Annotated in this window: 28 protein-coding genes and 1 tRNA gene; 2 read left to right on the plus strand and 27 right to left on the minus strand. The window is 54.6% G+C overall.

Features of this window, described 5'->3' with window-relative positions:
• Positions 1-7: 7 nt before the first annotated feature.
• The 4 genes from fliI to fliF are packed head-to-tail and all read right to left on the minus strand — an operon-like array spanning position 8 to position 4736.
• The gene (gene fliI, locus JQ822_RS03950; protein ID WP_213132366.1) at positions 8-1378 is read right to left on the minus strand and encodes a flagellar protein export ATPase FliI; all 1371 of its coding nucleotides are present in this window, start codon (positions 1376-1378) and stop codon (positions 8-10) included.
• Entirely contained in the window at positions 1378-2085 is a 708-nt protein-coding gene (gene fliH, locus JQ822_RS03955) for a flagellar assembly protein FliH (protein WP_213132367.1), read from the minus strand. Before fliH ends, fliI begins: the two co-directional genes overlap by 1 nt.
• Positions 2078-3073 (minus strand): flagellar motor switch protein FliG, encoded by a 996-nt coding sequence (gene fliG, locus JQ822_RS03960; RefSeq protein ID WP_048211311.1) that lies wholly within the window; start codon positions 3071-3073, stop codon positions 2078-2080. The genes fliH and fliG overlap by 8 nt, the downstream gene beginning before the upstream one ends.
• A complete protein-coding gene (gene fliF / locus JQ822_RS03965) occupies positions 3066-4736 on the minus strand; it encodes a flagellar basal-body MS-ring/collar protein FliF (RefSeq protein WP_213132368.1) in 1671 nt (556 codons plus the stop codon). Before fliF ends, fliG begins: the two co-directional genes overlap by 8 nt.
• Positions 4737-4952: 216 nt before the next feature.
• Between fliF and fliE the strand changes: the two genes are divergently transcribed.
• Positions 4953-5267: a flagellar hook-basal body complex protein FliE gene (fliE, locus tag JQ822_RS03970; protein WP_213132369.1), complete on the plus strand. Its 315-nt coding sequence runs from the start codon at positions 4953-4955 to the stop codon at positions 5265-5267.
• A 26-nt stretch (positions 5268-5293) separates the two neighbouring features.
• Here the strand turns inward: fliE and JQ822_RS03975 are convergent, their stop codons facing one another.
• The 22 genes from JQ822_RS03975 to JQ822_RS04080 form a co-directional block, all read right to left on the minus strand.
• Positions 5294-6589 carry a tyrosine-type recombinase/integrase gene (locus JQ822_RS03975; protein WP_213132370.1) on the minus strand — a complete coding sequence of 432 codons (1296 nt, stop codon included), beginning with the start codon at positions 6587-6589 and terminating at the stop codon, positions 5294-5296.
• A gap of 45 nt (positions 6590-6634) precedes the next feature.
• Entirely contained in the window at positions 6635-6880 is a 246-nt protein-coding gene (xisR, locus tag JQ822_RS03980) for an excisionase family protein (protein ID WP_213132371.1), read from the minus strand.
• Between the two features lie 8 nt (positions 6881-6888).
• A complete protein-coding gene (locus JQ822_RS03985) occupies positions 6889-7089 on the minus strand; it encodes a hypothetical protein (RefSeq protein ID WP_047355335.1) in 201 nt (66 codons plus the stop codon).
• 191 nt (positions 7090-7280) lie between these two features.
• Complete coding sequence (locus JQ822_RS03990) at positions 7281-7649, minus strand: DUF551 domain-containing protein (protein ID WP_213132964.1); 369 nt, start codon at positions 7647-7649, stop codon at positions 7281-7283.
• 9 nt (positions 7650-7658) lie between these two features.
• Positions 7659-7898, minus strand: a complete 240-nt coding sequence (locus JQ822_RS03995) for a DUF4222 domain-containing protein (RefSeq protein WP_213132372.1) — start codon at positions 7896-7898, stop codon at positions 7659-7661.
• Positions 7861-8298 (minus strand): hypothetical protein, encoded by a 438-nt coding sequence (locus tag JQ822_RS04000; protein WP_244848686.1) that lies wholly within the window; start codon positions 8296-8298, stop codon positions 7861-7863. Before JQ822_RS04000 ends, JQ822_RS03995 begins: the two co-directional genes overlap by 38 nt.
• Entirely contained in the window at positions 8298-8516 is a 219-nt protein-coding gene (locus tag JQ822_RS04005; protein WP_213132373.1) for a TraR/DksA family transcriptional regulator, read from the minus strand. Before JQ822_RS04005 ends, JQ822_RS04000 begins: the two co-directional genes overlap by 1 nt.
• Positions 8517-8607: 91 nt before the next feature.
• Positions 8608-9144 (minus strand): hypothetical protein, encoded by a 537-nt coding sequence (locus JQ822_RS04010; protein ID WP_213132374.1) that lies wholly within the window; start codon positions 9142-9144, stop codon positions 8608-8610.
• On the minus strand, positions 9141-9359 hold the full coding sequence (locus JQ822_RS04015) for a hypothetical protein (protein WP_213132375.1): 219 nt from the start codon (positions 9357-9359) through the stop codon (positions 9141-9143). The genes JQ822_RS04010 and JQ822_RS04015 overlap by 4 nt, the downstream gene beginning before the upstream one ends.
• Before the next feature lie 2 nt (positions 9360-9361).
• Positions 9362-11806 carry a Dam family site-specific DNA-(adenine-N6)-methyltransferase gene (locus tag JQ822_RS04020; protein ID WP_213132376.1) on the minus strand — a complete coding sequence of 815 codons (2445 nt, stop codon included), beginning with the start codon at positions 11804-11806 and terminating at the stop codon, positions 9362-9364.
• Entirely contained in the window at positions 11803-11955 is a 153-nt protein-coding gene (locus JQ822_RS04025; RefSeq protein WP_006809793.1) for a DUF1317 family protein, read from the minus strand. The genes JQ822_RS04020 and JQ822_RS04025 overlap by 4 nt, the downstream gene beginning before the upstream one ends.
• Entirely contained in the window at positions 11952-12380 is a 429-nt protein-coding gene (locus tag JQ822_RS04030) for a regulator (protein ID WP_213132377.1), read from the minus strand. Before JQ822_RS04030 ends, JQ822_RS04025 begins: the two co-directional genes overlap by 4 nt.
• Positions 12377-13057, minus strand: coding sequence for a lambda exonuclease family protein (locus tag JQ822_RS04035; protein ID WP_213132378.1), 681 nt, complete (start codon positions 13055-13057; stop codon positions 12377-12379). Before JQ822_RS04035 ends, JQ822_RS04030 begins: the two co-directional genes overlap by 4 nt.
• On the minus strand, positions 13054-13260 hold the full coding sequence (locus tag JQ822_RS04040; protein ID WP_213132379.1) for a MarR family transcriptional regulator: 207 nt from the start codon (positions 13258-13260) through the stop codon (positions 13054-13056). The genes JQ822_RS04035 and JQ822_RS04040 overlap by 4 nt, the downstream gene beginning before the upstream one ends.
• The gene (locus JQ822_RS04045) at positions 13257-14174 is read right to left on the minus strand and encodes a recombinase RecT (RefSeq protein WP_047718940.1); all 918 of its coding nucleotides are present in this window, start codon (positions 14172-14174) and stop codon (positions 13257-13259) included. Before JQ822_RS04045 ends, JQ822_RS04040 begins: the two co-directional genes overlap by 4 nt.
• Before the next feature lie 9 nt (positions 14175-14183).
• Positions 14184-14462: a host nuclease inhibitor GamL gene (gene gamL / locus JQ822_RS04050; protein WP_213132380.1), complete on the minus strand. Its 279-nt coding sequence runs from the start codon at positions 14460-14462 to the stop codon at positions 14184-14186.
• Positions 14459-14968 (minus strand): HNH endonuclease, encoded by a 510-nt coding sequence (locus JQ822_RS04055; RefSeq protein WP_213132381.1) that lies wholly within the window; start codon positions 14966-14968, stop codon positions 14459-14461. The genes gamL and JQ822_RS04055 overlap by 4 nt, the downstream gene beginning before the upstream one ends.
• 46 nt (positions 14969-15014) lie before the next feature.
• Positions 15015-15224 carry a cell division protein FtsZ gene (locus tag JQ822_RS04060; protein ID WP_110108189.1) on the minus strand — a complete coding sequence of 70 codons (210 nt, stop codon included), beginning with the start codon at positions 15222-15224 and terminating at the stop codon, positions 15015-15017.
• A complete protein-coding gene (locus tag JQ822_RS04065; RefSeq protein WP_213132382.1) occupies positions 15221-15385 on the minus strand; it encodes a hypothetical protein in 165 nt (54 codons plus the stop codon). Before JQ822_RS04065 ends, JQ822_RS04060 begins: the two co-directional genes overlap by 4 nt.
• Entirely contained in the window at positions 15382-15630 is a 249-nt protein-coding gene (locus JQ822_RS04070) for a DUF7446 family protein (protein WP_032936036.1), read from the minus strand. The genes JQ822_RS04065 and JQ822_RS04070 overlap by 4 nt, the downstream gene beginning before the upstream one ends.
• A 151-nt stretch (positions 15631-15781) precedes the next feature.
• Positions 15782-16102, minus strand: a complete 321-nt coding sequence (locus tag JQ822_RS04075; RefSeq protein ID WP_213132383.1) for a hypothetical protein — start codon at positions 16100-16102, stop codon at positions 15782-15784.
• A 152-nt stretch (positions 16103-16254) separates the two neighbouring features.
• Positions 16255-16325, minus strand: a tRNA-OTHER gene (locus JQ822_RS04080).
• 295 nt (positions 16326-16620) lie between these two features.
• Between JQ822_RS04080 and JQ822_RS04085 the strand changes: the two genes are divergently transcribed.
• Positions 16621-16860, plus strand: coding sequence for a hypothetical protein (locus JQ822_RS04085; RefSeq protein WP_213132384.1), 240 nt, complete (start codon positions 16621-16623; stop codon positions 16858-16860).
• Between the two features lie 164 nt (positions 16861-17024).
• On the opposite strand, the gene JQ822_RS04090 is transcribed toward JQ822_RS04085, so the two are convergent.
• A complete protein-coding gene (locus JQ822_RS04090; RefSeq protein ID WP_124047604.1) occupies positions 17025-17717 on the minus strand; it encodes an XRE family transcriptional regulator in 693 nt (230 codons plus the stop codon).
• Between the last annotated feature and the right edge of the window lie 62 nt (positions 17718-17779).

Here is a 17779-nt window from a genome sequence, read left to right on the forward strand (position 1 = left end):
TGCTTAATCACACACCAGGGAAAATCAGATCCAGAGCCTGCAGGGAATCTTCCCAGTCAGCCCGTTCAAAGATGCCTTGCTGTAAAAAGGCTTCCAGCTGTGGCCACAACGCGATGGCTTTATCCAGCATCGGGTCGCTGCCTTTGGCATAAGCGCCCACGCTGACTAAATCACGGTTACGCTGGAAACTGGACAGCAGTTGTTTAAAGTTACGCACCCGCGCATAGTGTTTTTCGCTGATAAGCGCGGTCATTGCACGGCTGATTGAGGCTTCGATATCAATGGCCGGATAGTGGCCCGCTTCCGCCAGGTGTCGGGACAGCACGATGTGACCGTCGAGAATGGCGCGGGCGGAATCGGCAATCGGATCCTGCTGATCATCGCCCTCGGTCAGTACGGTATAAAACGCCGTTACCGAGCCGCCGCCGTGAATACCGTTCCCGGCACGTTCCACCAGCGCCGGTAATTTGGCAAACACCGACGGCGGATAGCCTTTGGTCGCAGGTGGTTCACCGATGGCCAGCGCGATTTCACGTTGCGCCATCGCGTAGCGGGTGAGGGAGTCCATTATCAGCAGGACGTGCTGCCCACGGTCGCGAAAATCTTCGGCAATACGCGTGGCGTAGGCGGCACCCTGCATACGTAACAGCGGCGAGACGTCTGCCGGGGCGGCAATCACCACCGAGCGTGCGCGGCCGTCAGCGCCGAGGATATTTTCGATAAAGTCTTTTACCTCACGACCACGTTCACCAATCAGCCCGACGACGATGACATCGGCCTGGGTATAACGCGCCATCATGCCGAGCAACACGCTTTTACCGACGCCGGAACCGGCGAATAGCCCCATACGCTGGCCGCGACCGACGGTTAACAGCGCGTTGATGGGGCGCACGCCGGTATCCAGTACGTGCTCAATGGCGGTACGTTGCAACGGGTTAAACGGCGGGGTAATTAACGCCCCGGTTTCGGTGGTGTCGGGCGCGGGCAGGCCGTCGAGCGGTTTTCCGCTACCGTCGAGCACGCGGCCAAGCAGGGCGGGGCCAAGCGGCAACTGCTTGCCACTTTGCAGACCTTCACCGGCAATGTTTTTCGCGTAAACGCGCGCGCCGGGCAGAACGCCTTCAACCTCTTCGAGCGGCATCAGAAACAGACGCTGGCCGTTAAACCCCACCACCTCGCTTTCGACTTCCTGGGTTTCGTTGCCGTTCTGACGCTCAATTACGCAGGTCGCCCCCAGCGGCAGCTGTAAGCCCGTGGCTTCCAGCACCAGTCCGGTTGCGCGGGTCAGGCGTCCGTAGCGACGCACAGACGGCAGCAGCGACATTTTCTCTTCGAAGTTGTCCAGCGTGGTGAGCCAGCGGGTCAGACGAGTGGTCATTACACGACTCCAGGTGCTGCCAGACGGCAAAGTTCCTGCCAGCGCGTGGCGACGCTGGCATCCAGATCGCCTTCGTCCGCGGAGACTTTACACCCGCCATGATGCAGCGTAGGGTCACCGCGCAGTCGCCAGCCGTGCAGGCTGAGGGTAGCGCCGAGCATCTCTTCCACGCGCTGGAGATCGTCCGGGTGCACGCGCAGCTGAGGTTTACCGCTGAACAGCGGCTCCTGCTGTAATAGCTGTTGAATTTGCTTAATCAGCGCGGCGTTATCGACGATGGGCGTCTGACCAATCACCTGTCGTGCGGCTTCCAGCGCCATTTGCATCAGGCGCGAAGCGATCACGCTGTCCAGCGCGTCCAGCGTATTTTGAAACTCGCTCACTAACTGCTGCATGCGGGCGTGAATCGGTGCATGCTGCGTGCGGGCCTGGGTCTGGCCTTGCTCCAGTCCCTGCGCTAATCCTTCCTGATAACCTTGCTCATGGCCTTTTTGCCGACCTTCCGCCAGACCGGCGTTATAGCCTTGCTCATGCGCCTGCAGTTGCAATTGTGCCAGCTGTTGCTCGAGCTGTTGCTCAGGGGACAGCTGCGGCTCTTCCGTCTCGTCTGTTTGCAGGGGGCTGCTGTCATCGGCCAGCACGAACTCCGCCATCGGCGGCGCGAGGTCGTCCGGAGTCCAGACTTTCCACGGTAGTTCGTTAGACATAGGTATCCTCGCCGCTGCCGATCACCATCTCGCCGGTTTCCGCCAGACGACGCACAATAAGCAGGATCGCTTTCTGTTCGTTTTCCACCTGCGACAGACGTACCGGGCCACGGTTGGCGAGGTCGTCGCGCAGAATATCGGCGGCACGTTGCGACATGTTGCGCAGGAACTTCTCGCGCAGCGGCTGTTCGGCACCTTTCAGGGCAATCAGCAGTGACTCGGAATCCACTTCCTGCAGCAGACGCTGGATGCTGCGATCGTCGACGTCCACCAGGTTTTCGAACAGGAACATCTCGTCGATGATTTTCTGCGCCAGCTCGCCGTCGAATTCGCGCACGGCGGTAATGACCGCTTCTTCCTGCTGGGTTTTCATCAGGTTGATAATTTCTGCCGCCGTTCTCACGCCACCCATTTTGCTGCGCTTGAGGTTCTGGCCATCAAGCAGGCCGTTGAGCACTTCGGTCAGTTCCGCCAGCGCGGCCGGCTGCACGCCGCCGAAGGTGGCAATACGTAACATCACGTCGTGGCGCAAACGTTCGTCGAACAGCGCCAGAATATCGGCAGCCTGGCCGCGTTTGAGGTGCACCAGAATGGTGGCGATGATCTGCGGGTGCTCGTCGCGGATAAGGTCGGCGGCGCTTTGCGGCTCCATAAAGTTGAGCGTTTCAATGCCGCTGGTGGTATCGCGGGTTTCCAGAATATCTTCCAGCAGGCTGGAGGCACGTTCTTCGCCCAACGCTTTCACCAGTACCGAACGCAGATATTCGTTGGCGTTAATGTTCAGCGCAGCAAACTGCTCGGCCTCTTGTTCAAACTCGGCCAGTACCTCGGTCAATTGCTTGTTGGAGATCTGGCGTACGTTGGCCATCGCCGTACTGAGAGCCTGCACTTCGCGCGTGGAAAGATGCTTGAACACCTCCGCCGCGCGATCTTCGCCAATGGTCATCAGTAAAATGACGCTTTTATCGGTGCCGCTGAGATTACTCATGTTCGTTATTTATCCACTGGCGGATGACCAGCGCCACAACGCGCGGATCGTTATCTGACATTTCACGAATACGCTGGCTCATGACTTCTGCGCCCAGACGCTGGTTCGTACGACGTTGCTGGGTCTGCTCGTCTTTGCTGAGACGCACTTCTACCGCTTCTTCGGTTTCCTGACGAACACGCGTTTGTTCTTGTGCGACTTTCGCCTCTTCATTGCGACGAGCCAGCTGTGGACGTACCGCTTTGCGCCACAGGATCCAGGCTACCAGCAGAACCAGTAACCAGCGTCCGGCAACCATCAGTTGTTCAATAAAGGACTGCTGCTGCCAGAACGGCAATTCACCACCGGCTTCGTCAGTTGCCGTGAATGGTGAGTTCACCACGTTCAGGGTATCGCCGCGTTTATCGGAGAAGCCCATGGCTTCGCGGGTCAGATCCTCAATCTGTTTCATCTGATCGGCAGTCAACGGCAGCGGTTTACCGTCCGACAGGGTTTTATAGTTGACCACCACCGCTACGGAGAGACGCTGCACGTCGCCGACGTTCATTTTGGTATGGCGAATGGTGCGGTCGACTTCATAGTTGCTGGTTTCATTGCGCTGAGTACTGCGCGGTCCTGCATAACTGTTATTCGCCGTTTGCGTGGTTTGCGCATTCTGCTGATTCGCCGGTGGAGTGTTGATCGGCGCGGTATTCGCAGGCGCAGGCTGATTTGACAGTGCGCCCGGTACGCCGCCAGGGGCTCCGCTACCCACCTGTTCGCTGACATTGAGCTGGCGTGAACGCAGCACAGCCTGTGAGTCATCGCCGTTAGGACTGTATTTCTCTTCAGTTTGTTCTTTGTTGGCAAAATCCAGCTGGGCGGTGACCTGCGCGTGGACGTTACCGTTGCCGACGATCGGTGACAGGATCGATTCGATACGACGCTGAACGCGGCCTTCGACATCACTGGCGTATTTCAGTTGTGCATCATTCAGGTCGCGGCTGCTGGTGTTCGACTGCGTTAACAGATGCCCCGCCTGATCGACCAGCGTGACGTTGCCCGGTGGTAAACCGGCTACGGCGCTGGAAACCAGATGGGTAACCGCGCTGATTTGACCTTCATCCAGCGCCCGACCCGGTTCCAGATTCACGGTAACGGAGGCCGAAGGGGATTTTTGCTCACGCACAAACAGTGACGGTTTCGGCATTGCCAGATGCACGCGGGCGCGTTTCACCGGACCCAGCGTTTCAATGGTACGGGCCAGTTCGCCTTCCAGTGCGCGCTGGTAATTCACCTGTTCGCTAAACTGGCTGATACCAAACTTTTCCTGGTCCAGGAGTTCAAAGCCCACCGCGCCGCCTTTTGGCAGACCTTGCTGGGCCAGACGCAAACGCAATTCATGTACTTTATCGGCAGGAACTTCAATGGCGCCGCTTCCTTCGGCAAAGCGATAGGGAACGTTCATTTGCGTCAGTTGAGTGACGATGGCGCCCCCGTCCTGTTCGGAAAGGTTGCTGAACAGCGTGCGGTAATCAGGCGTTTTAGCCCACAAGACCATCGCCACGATGATAGCGACGGCAGCGGCACCCGCCACAATCAGAGGAATTCTGGGATTCGCGCGCAGGCGGTTTAACCACTCGAGAGGTTTCAGTGGGGTTGCAGTCGATGCTGTCGCACTCATCTCGCACCTCGTGGATTATCGTGGACGGCGTTTTTTGCAAAGTGGAACAAGACTCACTCCCGGGTCAGCAAACTCGAAAAATTGACCGTCACATTATTTGCGGTTTCAAATTTTTCTATGCGCCAAAAACCGAGGGTTTTTATCGTTATTTAGCGCCTTTATCTTATTGACGAGCTGGTAATCTCTGCTACGTGAAAAATCATCCAGGGGATCAGTATGTCGGCAATACAGGGGATTGAAGGGGTCATCAGCCAGTTACAGGCTACGGCGACGTCAGCGAAAATGCAGGATCTGCAGCCACAACCGACCGTGAGCTTTGCCGGTCAGCTGCATGCGGCGTTAGACCGAATCAGCGATGTGCAAACCGCATCACGCGTGCAGGCAGAAAAATTTACCCTGGGTGAGCCGGGCATTGCGCTGAATGATGTGATGACCGATATGCAAAAAGCGTCGGTCTCGATGCAGATGGGGATTCAGGTGCGTAACAAGCTGGTATCGGCGTATCAGGACGTGATGAGCATGCAGGTTTAGGTTGCCTAACCTAATGATATTTATAATTAATAACCATCCGATCCCACAGCGTGGGGCATGGATGGGGCAAACTCACTCAATTTCTGGTTGAGTATGAGTACCTGGTCTTGGTTATTTTCAGCCATCCAGGATCCGTATACCCGGTAAACCATTTGCGCGTCGGTGTGGCCCATTTGCTTCGCGATGAAGTTCGGGTTAGCACCGGCAGCTAACGACCAGCATGCATACGTGTGTCGGGACTGGTATGCTCTGCGATAGCGAATCCCGGCGCGTCGCATTGCCGCTTCCCACGACTGGTTAATCGACCCCACTGCGTAATGATGCCCGGCACGGCCATTACGTGACGCTATCTGCGGGTTGAACACGAACGTGCACGGATGCACATCAGTGCGGCCATACTCGCGCAGTTTCACCTCAACCTGATACTGCTTACCCAGGCGTGTTAATTCGGCCTGGCTCTTCAGCACGTCGATTGCCGGCTGAATGAGGTTGATGATGCGGTCCGTTCCGGCCTCCGTCTTCGGAAGGGTGAACTCCTTCGTTAGCGTGTGGTTGCGGCGGATCATCATCGTACCTGCTTTCAGGTCGATATCTTCCCAGGCCAGCGACACAAGCTCACCGTGGCGCACGCCGGTGTATACGGCCAGCGACCACATGTTTTTCAGCTGCTGGTGGGCGCAAGCGTTAATCATCCTGACAAACTCCTCACGCGTCAGCGGGTCTGGTTCGCAGCGCGACCGCTTAAGAAGGGCGATCCCGGTGAACGGGTTTACCCTGACATACCCGCTGTCAGCTGCAAACTTAAACATCCCGCCCATGATCTTCATGTAATTGTTGACCGTTCTGACTGAACGTCCTTTAACAGGAGTTTTCTGCCCAGCCTTCAGGGTGTGATAACCGGTCAGCAATTCCTTTCTGATAAACAGCAGGTCTTCCTGCGTTACTGCAGATACCAGCCTGTCACCACCGATCCTTGGCACCATGTTGCGCGCTATAGATGAATAGCGAGACATCGCGTTGGTGCTGATCTCCATGCGTTTCAGATCCAGCCACTTATTCGCCAGCTCCAGCACGGTGATTTCCTTGCTCTCCACCCCAAACTTTCTCAGGTTTGGCGAGTCCGGGAACTGTGCGGCATAGTTGAAGTTGCCTGTCTTTATCGCGAAGCACACCGACGCGCGTAACTCGCCAGCGACCTTTCTGTTTTTTGGTGTATCCGGCACGCCTAGGCTTTCACGCACCCGGCTACCTTTATATAGGAACCATATGCGGAGTGTTCCTCCGTGGTTCTCCACGCCTGTTGGGTATGCTGACTTAGCCATTATTCCCTCCTGACGTCCAAGAGCCCGCTAAGCATAAACGGATCTTCATTGGTGCGCACCCGGCTGTTTCTTTTTGAGGCTCTCAACCCATTGGTCGATCGCTTTATGGTTATACAAGCACTCGCTGTTTTCTTTTGGGATGCTGTCAGGAGACATGTGGACGTACTCCCTTCCACACAGCCAGCTTTTCTTGCGGGCCCGCGCTATCGTTCCCGGGCGAAGCCCTGTCATTTTCACAAGCAGGTCTTCTGTCACCCACTCGCTGGGCACGATTTGAATGATTTCGCTCATGATCGCTCCTATGACATCGTTTTATAAAACTGCGGACCGTCTGGCGTGGCCGCGCGTAATTCGTTTTCCGGATGCACTGAATAATTTCGGTCGTCCCACCGCACCCAGAACTGCGGATGGTCGCCGTCCGGGTCCTGAAGGCTATCTACTACGCCATTAATGCCGCCGGTCTTCTTCTGGACTATTGCGCCCACATTAAAAGCAGCCATTGCACACCTTCCGGTTCGTGAAGAAATGAGATGAGAGCGCCCAGCGCCATAAGTGCGGCGATGAGCCAGTTCATGGGGTTTGATTGCATGGTGAACTCCCAAAAAGAAGCCCGGCGCGGGGCCGGGCAAAAGGGATGACGTTGCAGTGCTTTCGCACCCAATAGCCAGCTCATAACTGGCTATAAGTTGCGTCATGCTGATGGGGATGGGGATGGGGATGGGTATGGAAGCCACTCTTCGATTCGAACGTCATCATGCTCAATGCCTTCGATCTGGAAAACCCACTGCCACTTTCCTGTGGGGCCGGAAACGCTCTGCCATTCGGCTCGCCAGGCAATAAGCACGCCCTCACCATTAAGATCGTTAACCAAAACCTGTTCATGTGTTTCTGGAAGACGCTCAGCGCATTTGATCCATGCCATATCGGTGCTGAGCAAAGGGGAAATCCGTGAGAGAAGCGTTTTCTGCGCCTCCTCAATAGTCACCGGCTCGCCGGGGCTGCCAAAAATAGCAAAGAAGTCACTTATTTCTGACTCAACGAGCTGTTTCATTGTTGCCATGTTTACTCCTCATGCCGCGCGCTGGGCACGCAGCGATTTAATGTGCTCACTCGTCTCCAATTCGGCGCGTATCTGTGCCGCCTCACGGTGATCGAGGTATTCAAAGTCATTATTAAAGCGGGCGATTGAAGCGGTGTTGATCCGGCCCTGTCGCCAGTAGCTGACTATCTGTGATGTGCAGCTGTGGATGATGACGGGCCAACCATGCTGGTCAGCGTAAATCTGACCCCGTTGAATTAGCTGGAACATTGGTTAACTCCTGCGGCCCCTGCATCACCTGCACTTTTTTGCTACTCCTGCAATTTTTCGTTGCTCCTGCATCTATTTCTTTCTCCTGCAGCATGAGGAAAACTACCGCGACCGCACGCAGCGGGTTTCGGTGAGTCGAGGCGATGCCAGATTCGTGTGTTGCAGTCCAAACGGTCTTGCCTGATGGGGTGAGGCCGATCCGATGTTTCTTCATTTCGGTGAATAACTCTTCCGCTCGGCGTAGCGGGAAGTAACCAGTATGCTGGACTGTTTTGAACCAGTTCCATGACAGCTGGGCACCGGTATTTTCATGCGGGTGAATAGTGGCGCTGTACTTTGGCTTCAGGAAATATGCGAGCCTGACACTAATTTCACCGTCACTGAGTTTGGTGTAATCCATCAACCCCCCCTTTGCTTGCGTATAAGCTCCAGATCAGCCTGGCAACTGGCGCACGTCTGGCAGCCGGGAACTGCAGCGCGACGCGGCTCGGGAATTGGTTCGTCGCATTCTTCACAACGCTCAGCTGACACGGCGCTGTGGTCGATGCGGTGAGCGGAAAGGGCAGCGTTACGCTGAAGCTCTTCAATCTCTGCTGCGGTGTCGATGATATCGGCCATTGTCAATGCTCCCAGAACTGTCGGTTAATTCGGTTGAAGGTGAACGCCAGCAATAAAAAAGGCCGCGATAGCGACCTAGTTATTAGTGACTTCATGCTGCACGCTCCAGTTCTGCGAGCCCGCCGCGCACCGCGTCGATGATACGTTCGAGGTACTGATAATGATGGTTCGGCACTGAAGGCCATTTTGCGTGCCATGGATCATCGCCTAGCAGGTTAAGCAGCTTGTCGCCGACGAGATAATTGCAGCAGCTCGCCTTCACATCTTCAGCATCTTCAGCCTCATCCCACATTGAGCGGGCTTCATTGCCGTCAATTTCATGCTCGCGACGCAGTTTGATGATCTCATCCTTAACGAAAGCGAGGTTGGCGTCATTGTCATCATCTACTGTGCTTTGCAGTTGCGGGTCGAAATAGCCGATAAGGTACTCATTGCTGACGCGCTTAATGAAGTCCTGAACAGTGTCACCGCCCATAGCAAACCAGGCTCCGGTCCACGCCTTGCCGAAGCAGGTGATGGTGATGCGACCCTTACCTGGCTCATAGTTTTCAATCATCACCCTTACCGGGTCGAGGCGTTCAACGTCTGAAATGGTAAACGCCAGAACATCGCTTTTTTCTACCTTCACGATTCAACTCCGAAGCGGCGATTAAACCGCCCTGTGTAAACGACGAACTCTAGGAGGCTAACTCCCAGAGCTTCAATTTTCTTGTGATGCTTATTGATGATGGGTGGCACTGTTTCGTTCCAGTTAGGCTTTGGCTTCTTGCGCATGGCCTGCTGGATTTCCTCGGTGCAGCGGCGGCAGGCGGCGCGGATGGCGTTGTCTGTTTCTGGCGTCATGGTTAAACCCCCAAAGTAGCGACGATGTCCTTCGCCGTCTCACGCGTACTACCCTTGCTGGATATAGCCCGCCGGGCATCAACATGGTGAAGGGTGAATCCGTGCTGCTGATAAAGCTCAAGAACTCGCGGGGCGGTTGAGTTACTGATAAGAACCTTTGCGCCTCGCTGGTGTGCGGCAACGCAGCTTTCCGTAAGTGAAATCTGATCAGCCCATGAGAAACCGCCAGCGGCGTAATTTGTGAAACCTGCGGTACCAGGCAACGGCTCATACGGTGGGTCGCAGTAAACGACATCACCATCACCGGCCAGCGCCAGAGTCCTGCGATATCCTGCATTCAGGAACACGCATTTATGCGACTTCAGCTTAAAGGCCTTTATCTCAATCTCCGGGAAATAGGGCGCTTCGTACTTGCCCCAGCCGACGTTAAAGAACCCATCACGGTTGTAGCGGATCAATCCGTTAAAGCAGTGTCGGTTGAGGAAGAGAAAGGCAGCAGCGCGCTCAGGCGCGCCCATGCGCTGGTTATTAAACTCATCACGCAGCTCTTTGTACGCCTCCTCGCTGTTGGCACGCTCAAAAAGAATTTTGGCAAGCGAACATACTCGGATGTGGTCAACTTCAAGCATCTGATAGAGGTTAATCAGATCTGCGTTGACGTCAGCCAGCAGGAAAGACTTATGCTTTTCGGAGTTGAGGAAAACCGAACCGCCGCCCACGAATGGCTCAACCAGGCGCTTACCTTCAGGAATTAGGTGATACAGTTCCGGCAGCAGCGAATATTTACCGCCAGCCCATTTCAGGAACGGACGCTGCCAGGTACGCGGCGCTGGTTCTTCTGCTGGCATTGCGGCTGCAATTCGCTCACCAATCCAGCGCATAACCGGTACTGCCATGCTATTGCCGATAGCTTTATAGCGCGGGCCATCCGGGCATTCATCAGCATCTTTTCCGCGCCAGCAGATGAGAGTGTGATTATCAGGAAAGCCCTGAAGGCGCTCGCACTCAACGGGCGTAAGTCGTCGAACTGCCACGCCATGCATTACCGCTGGTGCAAGATTGGTTCCGCTGCTGGCGCTGGTTAATGTCGGTGATTGCTCTTCCGCGTAACCAATGCCACCCGCTTTCGCACCCTGTCCGGCCTTGAATGCATACGCAATAGCTGGAGGCTGGCCGCTGTTAGCATGGCTTTTATCGTGGTTTCCAGCGCGAATCGTTGGCGATAGGTCAGACGTTGCATCAGCCCCATTATCTTTGTAGCTAAATGCGATGCAGGCGTTTTCCTGTCCGTTGTTGCGTCCAAGCGTATGCGCCAGTTCTCGGTTAGTGTCAGGATCCTGCGTACCGTGTACGGCGAAGGTTTCAACTTCAAAGTCTATTCTCTGTCCTTTTGCAGTCAGGCAGGCGGCAACATCGATGTTTCCGCTGCCATTTCCACCGCCATAAGCCAGTACGTTCATGCCCCTGTCGGCGCATGGCGAAGAGTCATGGCGAGCAGTTAACGTGCCAGCGATCTCGTCACCGTATTGAGTTTGCGAACTGACGACGGCATAGGTTTCAAGATCCTCGGCAGTGCTGTCGTTTTCTTTTGCAAGAAGAGTTCGGGAAACATCAGAGTAAGAATCTGATACGAGCCCGGAACCGCGCTGGCTGAACAATTCCTGATTACTGGCGCCGATTCCGCCAATATTGTTGGACTGATTTAGGGTTGGGTGAGGGTTTGCTGGGTTATCCCAGTGACTACCGACTTTAGAGCGTTCTCCAGCATTTCTGGCAATTTCCGGTTGCGTTTCTCGGCGCGGCGCAGAATCCCGGCGCACGCTGTCGAGCTCAAAAAGTACCGCTGCGGGATCGAATCCTTTTCGAGCACTTGCGACAACGAACACACGGCGGCGTCGTTGGGCCACTCCGAAAAATTGAGCATCAAGGACGCGCCAGGCGATAACCCTTTCTGGTCCAGACACACAACCTGCGTGCGTCCATTTTCCCCCTGCTGGCTGCAACTCACTGCTTTCTCCGGCAAGTCCTGCCAGAAAGCACCCGAAGGCATTGTCTTTGCTGCTGAGCACGCCGGGGACGTTTTCCCAGACGATGATCGCTTCCGGCTCACCGCGTTCGCGGCGCTTTGCGTCGATTGCATTGGCTAATTCCACGTAAGAGAGGGTTAACTGGCCGCGGTCGTCAGAAAGGCCTTCACGCAAGCCTGCAATGCTGAATGCCTGGCAAGGCGTGCCACCGACCAGAACATCAGGCGCCTCGACATCACCAGCGCGCACCGCATCGGCGATTATGGTCATGTCGCCGAGGTTTGATACTTCCGGCCAGTGATGGGCGAGGACTGCGGATGGGAATGGTTCGATTTCAGAGAACCAGGCGGGTTTCCAGCCGAGAGGTTCCCACGCTTTACTGGCAGCCTCGATGCCGCTGCGCACGCTTCCGTATTTCATGCCGCCTCCTGCCTTTCCCGATATTCCTCAGCGAGCCGCTGCGCCTTTAATGGATTGCTGACCACTTCACCCCATGGCATTAGCCAGCCGTTACCAATGAAGGGAAGGCACAGTGTGCCAACCCTGATGTCGTCGTGAGCGTGAGTCATAGGATGGACTCCATTTCGTCGATGTAGAGGCCCTGAGCAATCAGGCGGCGACGGCGGGCGGCACGTTCAATGCATTCCTGCCGCCTGCCCTCCTGCGATTGTTCAATGGCACGCCTGGTGAACAGCCGCGATTTACCCTGTGGCGTTACGACCTTTGGCTTCGTTACCAGGTCGAAAGTGCGGTCACATATGCCGTCCTCGTTGAGCCATTTTTCCGACTCAACGATCTGCGCTATCTGTCCGGAGCCGCGGGTAATACCGTTGGCGACCCGGTTAAACTCGATGAGCGTTACGCCAAACTTCTCGGCGATTTCGTTGCCGGTGACCGGGCGGCCGCGCGTCTGGATCATCCAGATAACGCGCTCACGAAGGCCGGAGAATTGCCCGGTGCGCCCGGGTCTGCGGTAGAAGGGTGTGCGTTTCATTTCCACTGCTCCCCGAACGTGAAGCCGATTTCCGCCAGCGCTTCGTCCATCTTCTCGATGAACTCCGGAACCATTTCGTTGAAATCGTTCATGTACTGCGGATCCCGCTCAACGACGACATGGTGAATACCTTCGCGCTTCATGCGCGGGTCGTAGTTGGCAAAGAACCAGGCGTCTTTGCCGGTAACCCACATGCTGTACTGCACTTGGGCCATGTAGGCGGACTTGATGGCTTCGAAACCGCCGAGACGGAATTTCATAAAGTCGCGGGAGGTGAACGGGCATTTCAATTCGAGGCCGAAATCGTTACTGCACAGGCCGTCAGGGGAGCACGCAGTGCGCATGCTCTCGTCACGGAACAGGATCGGAGACTCCGTGACTTTCACGTCGGTGGTGAACTCGAAGAGGGTACGGGCGTCTTCCTCGTACTGCTTCCCCCAGGCCAGCGCCTTGGCGTTAACTTCTGGCGCCACGCCGGTGCATACCTCGGCGAGTAGGGTGTGGAAGTAGGACATTTTCATGTCTGTCCACTTCTTCCCCGATCTTGGCTTGGATATGACGTTGTGCACTTCTGAGGCAGTAATAACGCCGAGCCTTAATTTGGCCCATGCTTCATCACCTTGCTCTACGGTGGACACATCAATTCCGGTCCGGGCAAGGATAATTTCTGGTGTCATAGTTTTACCCTGTATACGTTCTGCTTATTTGAACGGGTGCCATCGTGAAACCATATTGCGCACCTGGTGACTTCTATCCATTTACGCCGCTCAAGCTCGGCGATGAACCATGAAACGCGGGACTTTGTAATGCCTAAAATCTTTGCCATGTCGCGAATATTGTGTTTTCCGCTTCGCAACAGTGAAAGGAGGGAAGGTGTCATGCTGCCGCCTTTTGCCTGAGGAACCCGAGAGCCTTAACACCTTCCACTTCTGTTAGGTCGGCTGGCTGCGAGATAGGACGTTTGAAAATGCGTGAGCAGAGAGGGAGGAGATCGGCATCCCATGTCTTATCCAAGGAGACAAGCAGGTCGTTAATCTCTTTCTGCGTGGTTTCGCTAAGCGGCGTTATATCGCGCTCAGGCTGACGCTCTGCTGTAAAGTTGATACCTTCTTCGCCCTCGGTGTTAACGTGGTCTATGGCGGCGTCCAGGCGCTCACGGCGAGGCCAGTATTTTGCTGCCTGCTTCACGACTGTTTTGAGGATCATCTGTTCTTCGTCAGTGACCCAAGGACACTTTTTACTGTTGTCAGATTTGTACTTCTTCCATGCTTCAGACCGGTCACGGATGGAGTAGATGGCATCGATGCGCATCGTATGGGTGAGGTAATCACCATCGTCAGTTTTTACCGTTACATACGCGCCTACGATGTCCCCGCGCTGCTCTTCAGTATCGAAGTCGTTGTAGATGTGGATCGGCGGCTTATCGAGCCCCTCGCGTCTGAACTGATCGTTTCTGCGAACAATTGCCGACTGGCACCACTTAATGGCGCCAGACTGCTGTGCAATATGCATCAGGCCCATGTAACTGATGTCGAGGCAAATAGCCCCTTTACGCGGAACCAGGTAAGCCAGCTTCTGAGCCGGGTTTAGCGAAATACCGATAGCCGCAACGTTGATGATTGCGTTCTGCGTGCTGGTCTGGTTCTGGAATGCGACTTTCGCGAGGTAGTCATTGTTCTGAAATAGCTGGATGGCGAACTGGCTTTCCTTCGCCCACACCATCCGCTCGTCTGTGGCCGCCTTAATGAAAAGCGGCTCCTGTTGTTTGACGAAATCAACAAGGGTTAAGCTCATAATCACTCCTTAGAACGGGCAGGGCGCTTGGCGCTGCCATTCTTCTTCGGCGCGGGCATATGCGCAGGCCGAAATGTATTCGTTGTATGCCTCTTCGGCCTTTTCTCCGATAAGCGCAAACTGGGCTTCCTGGGGCAGGAACAAGCTGCTCATTTCCAGAGGTTTCGCAGGGAACATGGCGATCAGCTCTTTCGCCCGGTCGTCGATCCACTTCTCTTTCTCGTCGGTGAGCTGCTGCTCAACCCACCCCCGATCTTCGATGAGGTCGTAAGTGAGGTATGCGTTCATAAATTCTCCGGTTTTCTTTCTTCATGAACGGCATGTTTGCCGTGCATGCGCTCTCTTGCTGCAACGACAACGGCCCTGGCCTCATTAAGGTCGGTGAAATTTCCAAGGTGGTATTTTTTGCCGTCTATAGAGCAGCGTGCATGCCAGCGTTTATCTTTCTTGTTCCAATAAACGCCTTTGACGCCGCTTGTGTTATTTTTTGGAGAGAGCTTATTGAGTTGATTAATCCAGTGAGGAACGTCTCTGAGGTTGCATAACCGGTTATCAGTTCTGATGCCGTTTATGTGGTCTATTTCGTGCTCGGGCCATGAACCATAGGAATAAAACCATGCAAGCCGGTGGCACAAATATCTTTCGTGGTCGATTGAGATACGTAGATAGCCAAAGGGATTTAATGATCCGGCTATAGTTCCAGGAACCATTCCACCGGCTGTTTTGAGCCTGGTGAAGATTCCTGTCTCTGCATCGTAGTGAAACAATTCCTTTAACCTCTGAATTGAAAGCATGGCAATGCCTCCCGGTTAGGCCAGGCCGATCGGTTGAATAGGGTGGTTAGTGCTGGATGGGGTTGCCGTGACCGTCCAGGAGGACGTCAATCACGCAATCACTGAGGCGGATGATTTCTGCATCGGTGTGCAGGTATACCCATTTGCGCTCCTGAATGACTGCTGAGACGCGATAGGTGCGGCCCTCATGCATTGCCATCATGCCGGGCATGACGCACTGGCGAATGAGCGGGGTGGTGCCGTAGTGGTGCATCATTTTTTACCCTCCACCTGAGCCAGTAAGCCAGCAACGTGCATCTGCCAGCGGTTCAGTGTGACCTGCTCTCGCGGATTGGTGAGCGACGTTAACCGCCATTCATTATTGTTCAGGGCGCAGCGCTTTACGGAGTACTGCTTGCCGTTGTGGGTGACTGTCATGATGCCTCCCGCTTTTCTTTGATGTCTGCGCGGAGGTGAATCTCGTCGCCATTCGGCAGTGGTATAACGATGATGTCATCGCGAGCAACCATCAGGTGTGCTACAGCGAAAATAGCCTCGTCTGTCACATCAAACTTCTCGCCAGTAAACTGACGAACACCGGGCGCCAATTTGCCTGGCTTTGACCGACCCGCGAAAATTCGCTTAGTCAGACCTGAAAAACCTACTGTGATTGGGTTGCTCATAAATCCTCTTGGCCTTATCGCGGCGAACGGAACGGTTAATACAAGACTTCTGCGCTAATGGTCGGTGGATGGCCGCCGGTTGTCATAACTAAGCCGCCTCGATGAAGCGACTGAGGTATGAAAAAAGCCGCTGGTTAGGCGGCTTATCTGATCACAAATTTTCGTCGTAAAACTTTTTGATGTGTTCTGCGAATAACGCTTCATCGAATGAACCTGCGTCTTCATCACCATCTTCCAACCAGACACCGCCGTCGCCGAACTGACTGATTGTGATATTGCCAATGGTCACGCTGTTTGCTTCACCGTTGTCGGTTGATGGATTGCATTTTGTTTTGCCAAACTTCATCGCCTTACCCTCTGTCGTTACCCGCTGATGCGGGAGAAATGCTTTGGTGGTGAGCACAGCCGGGCGACTAACTCCGGTCGCGTACTCATTGCCAAGCGCCTTCGCCGAGAAGGTTTGCTTCTGCACTCACCCCAAAACATTCCACGGTGTGCCCCGGCATAATCCGGGGCTGAATGTTGGTTTTCAGTCGTCACTGTTGCCTGTTACATAACTCCTCCTATAAGGTGCGCCGCGTCGATAAGGGTGGCAGCGGCTAGCCAGGAACTTTCGAAATGCTTTGGTGGTGTGGTCTGGAATCGAACCAGAGGTACGGCCGTCATGCCCGCGTCTGCCACTGCGCTACCACACCCCAAAGCACTTCGCCACACTCTCGCAGTGGCCGCGCTCATGCCCTTGAGTACCTGTCGCTCATCGCCGCTCATAACCGGTGCGCGTCTGGCTTTCGCGCTGCTTTACCCGCATACCCTTTCCTCGATTAACCCTGACCAGCGGTATGTCGCAGTTCGGACCTGCATCTGGCTCTCACATGGAGACTCGGGGCCGCATCATTACTGCGGCTTGAAAGAGCGGTCTGTCCGCTTTAGTGTTTCATTGGAATCACTCCCCTAAGTTGAATCAGCGCCCCATCATCGGGGCGTTTCAAATTGAGTGACTTATCAGCTCATCGCAGCGTGGTCCTCTACACCTACCGTACGCATACGGACTCAGTGCTTACCTCGATCCCATCGGGTGCCATTTCTTTTTGCCAGGAGCGCTACGGCTTGCCTGTCACTCAGTCTGATTTGTTAAAGAAGCAGGCGACTTGCTGTCCGCCGCTGGCTAACTTCGCTCAGCTGTCGATGTTTCGTTTCGATGAGCTAACAATAGCTAAAGCGATTATTTGAGTCAATCGCCAAAACGATATTTATCATCGATAAAGCGATAATCCCTTGAATGTTAAAGCGATATTTTTTTATTTGCTTAGGAAAAAAGTGATAAGGATTGGGTTTGTATCAGGCGGGAAAGCGGTGGGGAGGTTGGCGGGCAATAAAAAACCCGCCGTAGCGGGTTATGCAAATCGTTTATAGTCGACTGACTGTCTGAGTAGTACCTTGGCCATCACGTAGAACGCGTCCTCATCTTCAGGTTCGACGTACCATTTTTCGTAAATCGGGTTATCGGATATTACTGCCAGTCGGTCACGTTGCATCTGCAGGCGCTTAACGTGCAGTGTCTTCCCAAATACAAAGACGTATACCCCGTCACCATCAAAGTGCGTAACACCGGTATCAACGAAGATCTGATCACCAGGTGAAATCGTGCCGTCCATACTATCGCCATTTACTGTAATCACTTTGACGTGCGCAGCTGGACGGTTGCCGAACAAGGCTCGCGCCTGCTCAGTCGTGTATTCAATGGCTCGTATAGTTTCAATGAAATCGCTGGTGACAATGCTGCCCGGCCCAGCGCTGGCTTTAACGTCGAGTACATCCACGCGGTAAATCCCATTCAGTGACGGCTTAACCTGGTATAGCGCAGACGGTTCTCTTGCGCTACTGGAAGCCATTTCCCCTTCACCAGTAGACAGCCACTCCGGCCGCACACCCAGGACAGAGGCAATTTCAACTGTTTTACGGGAGCCGTTTGCTTCCTTGAGTAGCTTATTAACGCTGGACTGAGCCATGCCGACATCTTTGGCTAATCGGCCCTGTGTATATCCAGCATGTTTCATTGCCTGCGCCAGGCGCTCCGAGAATCCCATATTCACCTCTGTTAATGACTCCTTTAACTCTATCGCTCAAGCGATTATTTAGCAAAAAATCG

This window comes from Citrobacter sp. FP75, from assembly GCF_018342065.1.
In the GTDB taxonomy this organism is placed as follows: Bacteria; Pseudomonadota; Gammaproteobacteria; order Enterobacterales; family Enterobacteriaceae; genus Citrobacter.

Excerpts from the sequence above, each read along its gene's own strand:
- fliI (WP_213132366.1), bottom strand. The coding sequence starts at position 1,378 with ATGACCACTCGTCTGACCCGCTGGCTCACCACGCTGGACAACTTCGAA.
- fliH (WP_213132367.1), bottom strand. The coding sequence starts at position 2,085 with ATGTCTAACGAACTACCGTGGAAAGTCTGGACTCCGGACGACCTCGCG.
- fliG (WP_048211311.1), bottom strand. The coding sequence starts at position 3,073 with ATGAGTAATCTCAGCGGCACCGATAAAAGCGTCATTTTACTGATGACC.
- fliF (WP_213132368.1), bottom strand. The coding sequence starts at position 4,736 with ATGAGTGCGACAGCATCGACTGCAACCCCACTGAAACCTCTCGAGTGG.
- fliE (WP_213132369.1), top strand. The coding sequence starts at position 4,953 with ATGTCGGCAATACAGGGGATTGAAGGGGTCATCAGCCAGTTACAGGCT.
- JQ822_RS03975 (WP_213132370.1), bottom strand. The coding sequence starts at position 6,589 with ATGGCTAAGTCAGCATACCCAACAGGCGTGGAGAACCACGGAGGAACA.
- xisR (WP_213132371.1), bottom strand. The coding sequence starts at position 6,880 with ATGAGCGAAATCATTCAAATCGTGCCCAGCGAGTGGGTGACAGAAGAC.
- JQ822_RS03985 (WP_047355335.1), bottom strand. The coding sequence starts at position 7,089 with ATGGCTGCTTTTAATGTGGGCGCAATAGTCCAGAAGAAGACCGGCGGC.
- JQ822_RS03990 (WP_213132964.1), bottom strand. The coding sequence starts at position 7,649 with ATGGCAACAATGAAACAGCTCGTTGAGTCAGAAATAAGTGACTTCTTT.
- JQ822_RS03995 (WP_213132372.1), bottom strand. The coding sequence starts at position 7,898 with ATGTTCCAGCTAATTCAACGGGGTCAGATTTACGCTGACCAGCATGGT.
- JQ822_RS04000 (WP_244848686.1), bottom strand. The coding sequence starts at position 8,298 with ATGGATTACACCAAACTCAGTGACGGTGAAATTAGTGTCAGGCTCGCA.
- JQ822_RS04005 (WP_213132373.1), bottom strand. The coding sequence starts at position 8,516 with ATGGCCGATATCATCGACACCGCAGCAGAGATTGAAGAGCTTCAGCGT.
- JQ822_RS04015 (WP_213132375.1), bottom strand. The coding sequence starts at position 9,359 with ATGACGCCAGAAACAGACAACGCCATCCGCGCCGCCTGCCGCCGCTGC.
- JQ822_RS04020 (WP_213132376.1), bottom strand. The coding sequence starts at position 11,806 with ATGAAATACGGAAGCGTGCGCAGCGGCATCGAGGCTGCCAGTAAAGCG.
- JQ822_RS04025 (WP_006809793.1), bottom strand. The coding sequence starts at position 11,955 with ATGACTCACGCTCACGACGACATCAGGGTTGGCACACTGTGCCTTCCC.
- JQ822_RS04030 (WP_213132377.1), bottom strand. The coding sequence starts at position 12,380 with ATGAAACGCACACCCTTCTACCGCAGACCCGGGCGCACCGGGCAATTC.
- JQ822_RS04035 (WP_213132378.1), bottom strand. The coding sequence starts at position 13,057 with ATGACACCAGAAATTATCCTTGCCCGGACCGGAATTGATGTGTCCACC.
- JQ822_RS04040 (WP_213132379.1), bottom strand. The coding sequence starts at position 13,260 with ATGACACCTTCCCTCCTTTCACTGTTGCGAAGCGGAAAACACAATATT.
- JQ822_RS04045 (WP_047718940.1), bottom strand. The coding sequence starts at position 14,174 with ATGAGCTTAACCCTTGTTGATTTCGTCAAACAACAGGAGCCGCTTTTC.
- gamL (WP_213132380.1), bottom strand. The coding sequence starts at position 14,462 with ATGAACGCATACCTCACTTACGACCTCATCGAAGATCGGGGGTGGGTT.
- JQ822_RS04055 (WP_213132381.1), bottom strand. The coding sequence starts at position 14,968 with ATGCTTTCAATTCAGAGGTTAAAGGAATTGTTTCACTACGATGCAGAG.
- JQ822_RS04060 (WP_110108189.1), bottom strand. The coding sequence starts at position 15,224 with ATGATGCACCACTACGGCACCACCCCGCTCATTCGCCAGTGCGTCATG.
- JQ822_RS04065 (WP_213132382.1), bottom strand. The coding sequence starts at position 15,385 with ATGACAGTCACCCACAACGGCAAGCAGTACTCCGTAAAGCGCTGCGCC.
- JQ822_RS04070 (WP_032936036.1), bottom strand. The coding sequence starts at position 15,630 with ATGAGCAACCCAATCACAGTAGGTTTTTCAGGTCTGACTAAGCGAATT.
- JQ822_RS04090 (WP_124047604.1), bottom strand. The coding sequence starts at position 17,717 with ATGGGATTCTCGGAGCGCCTGGCGCAGGCAATGAAACATGCTGGATAT.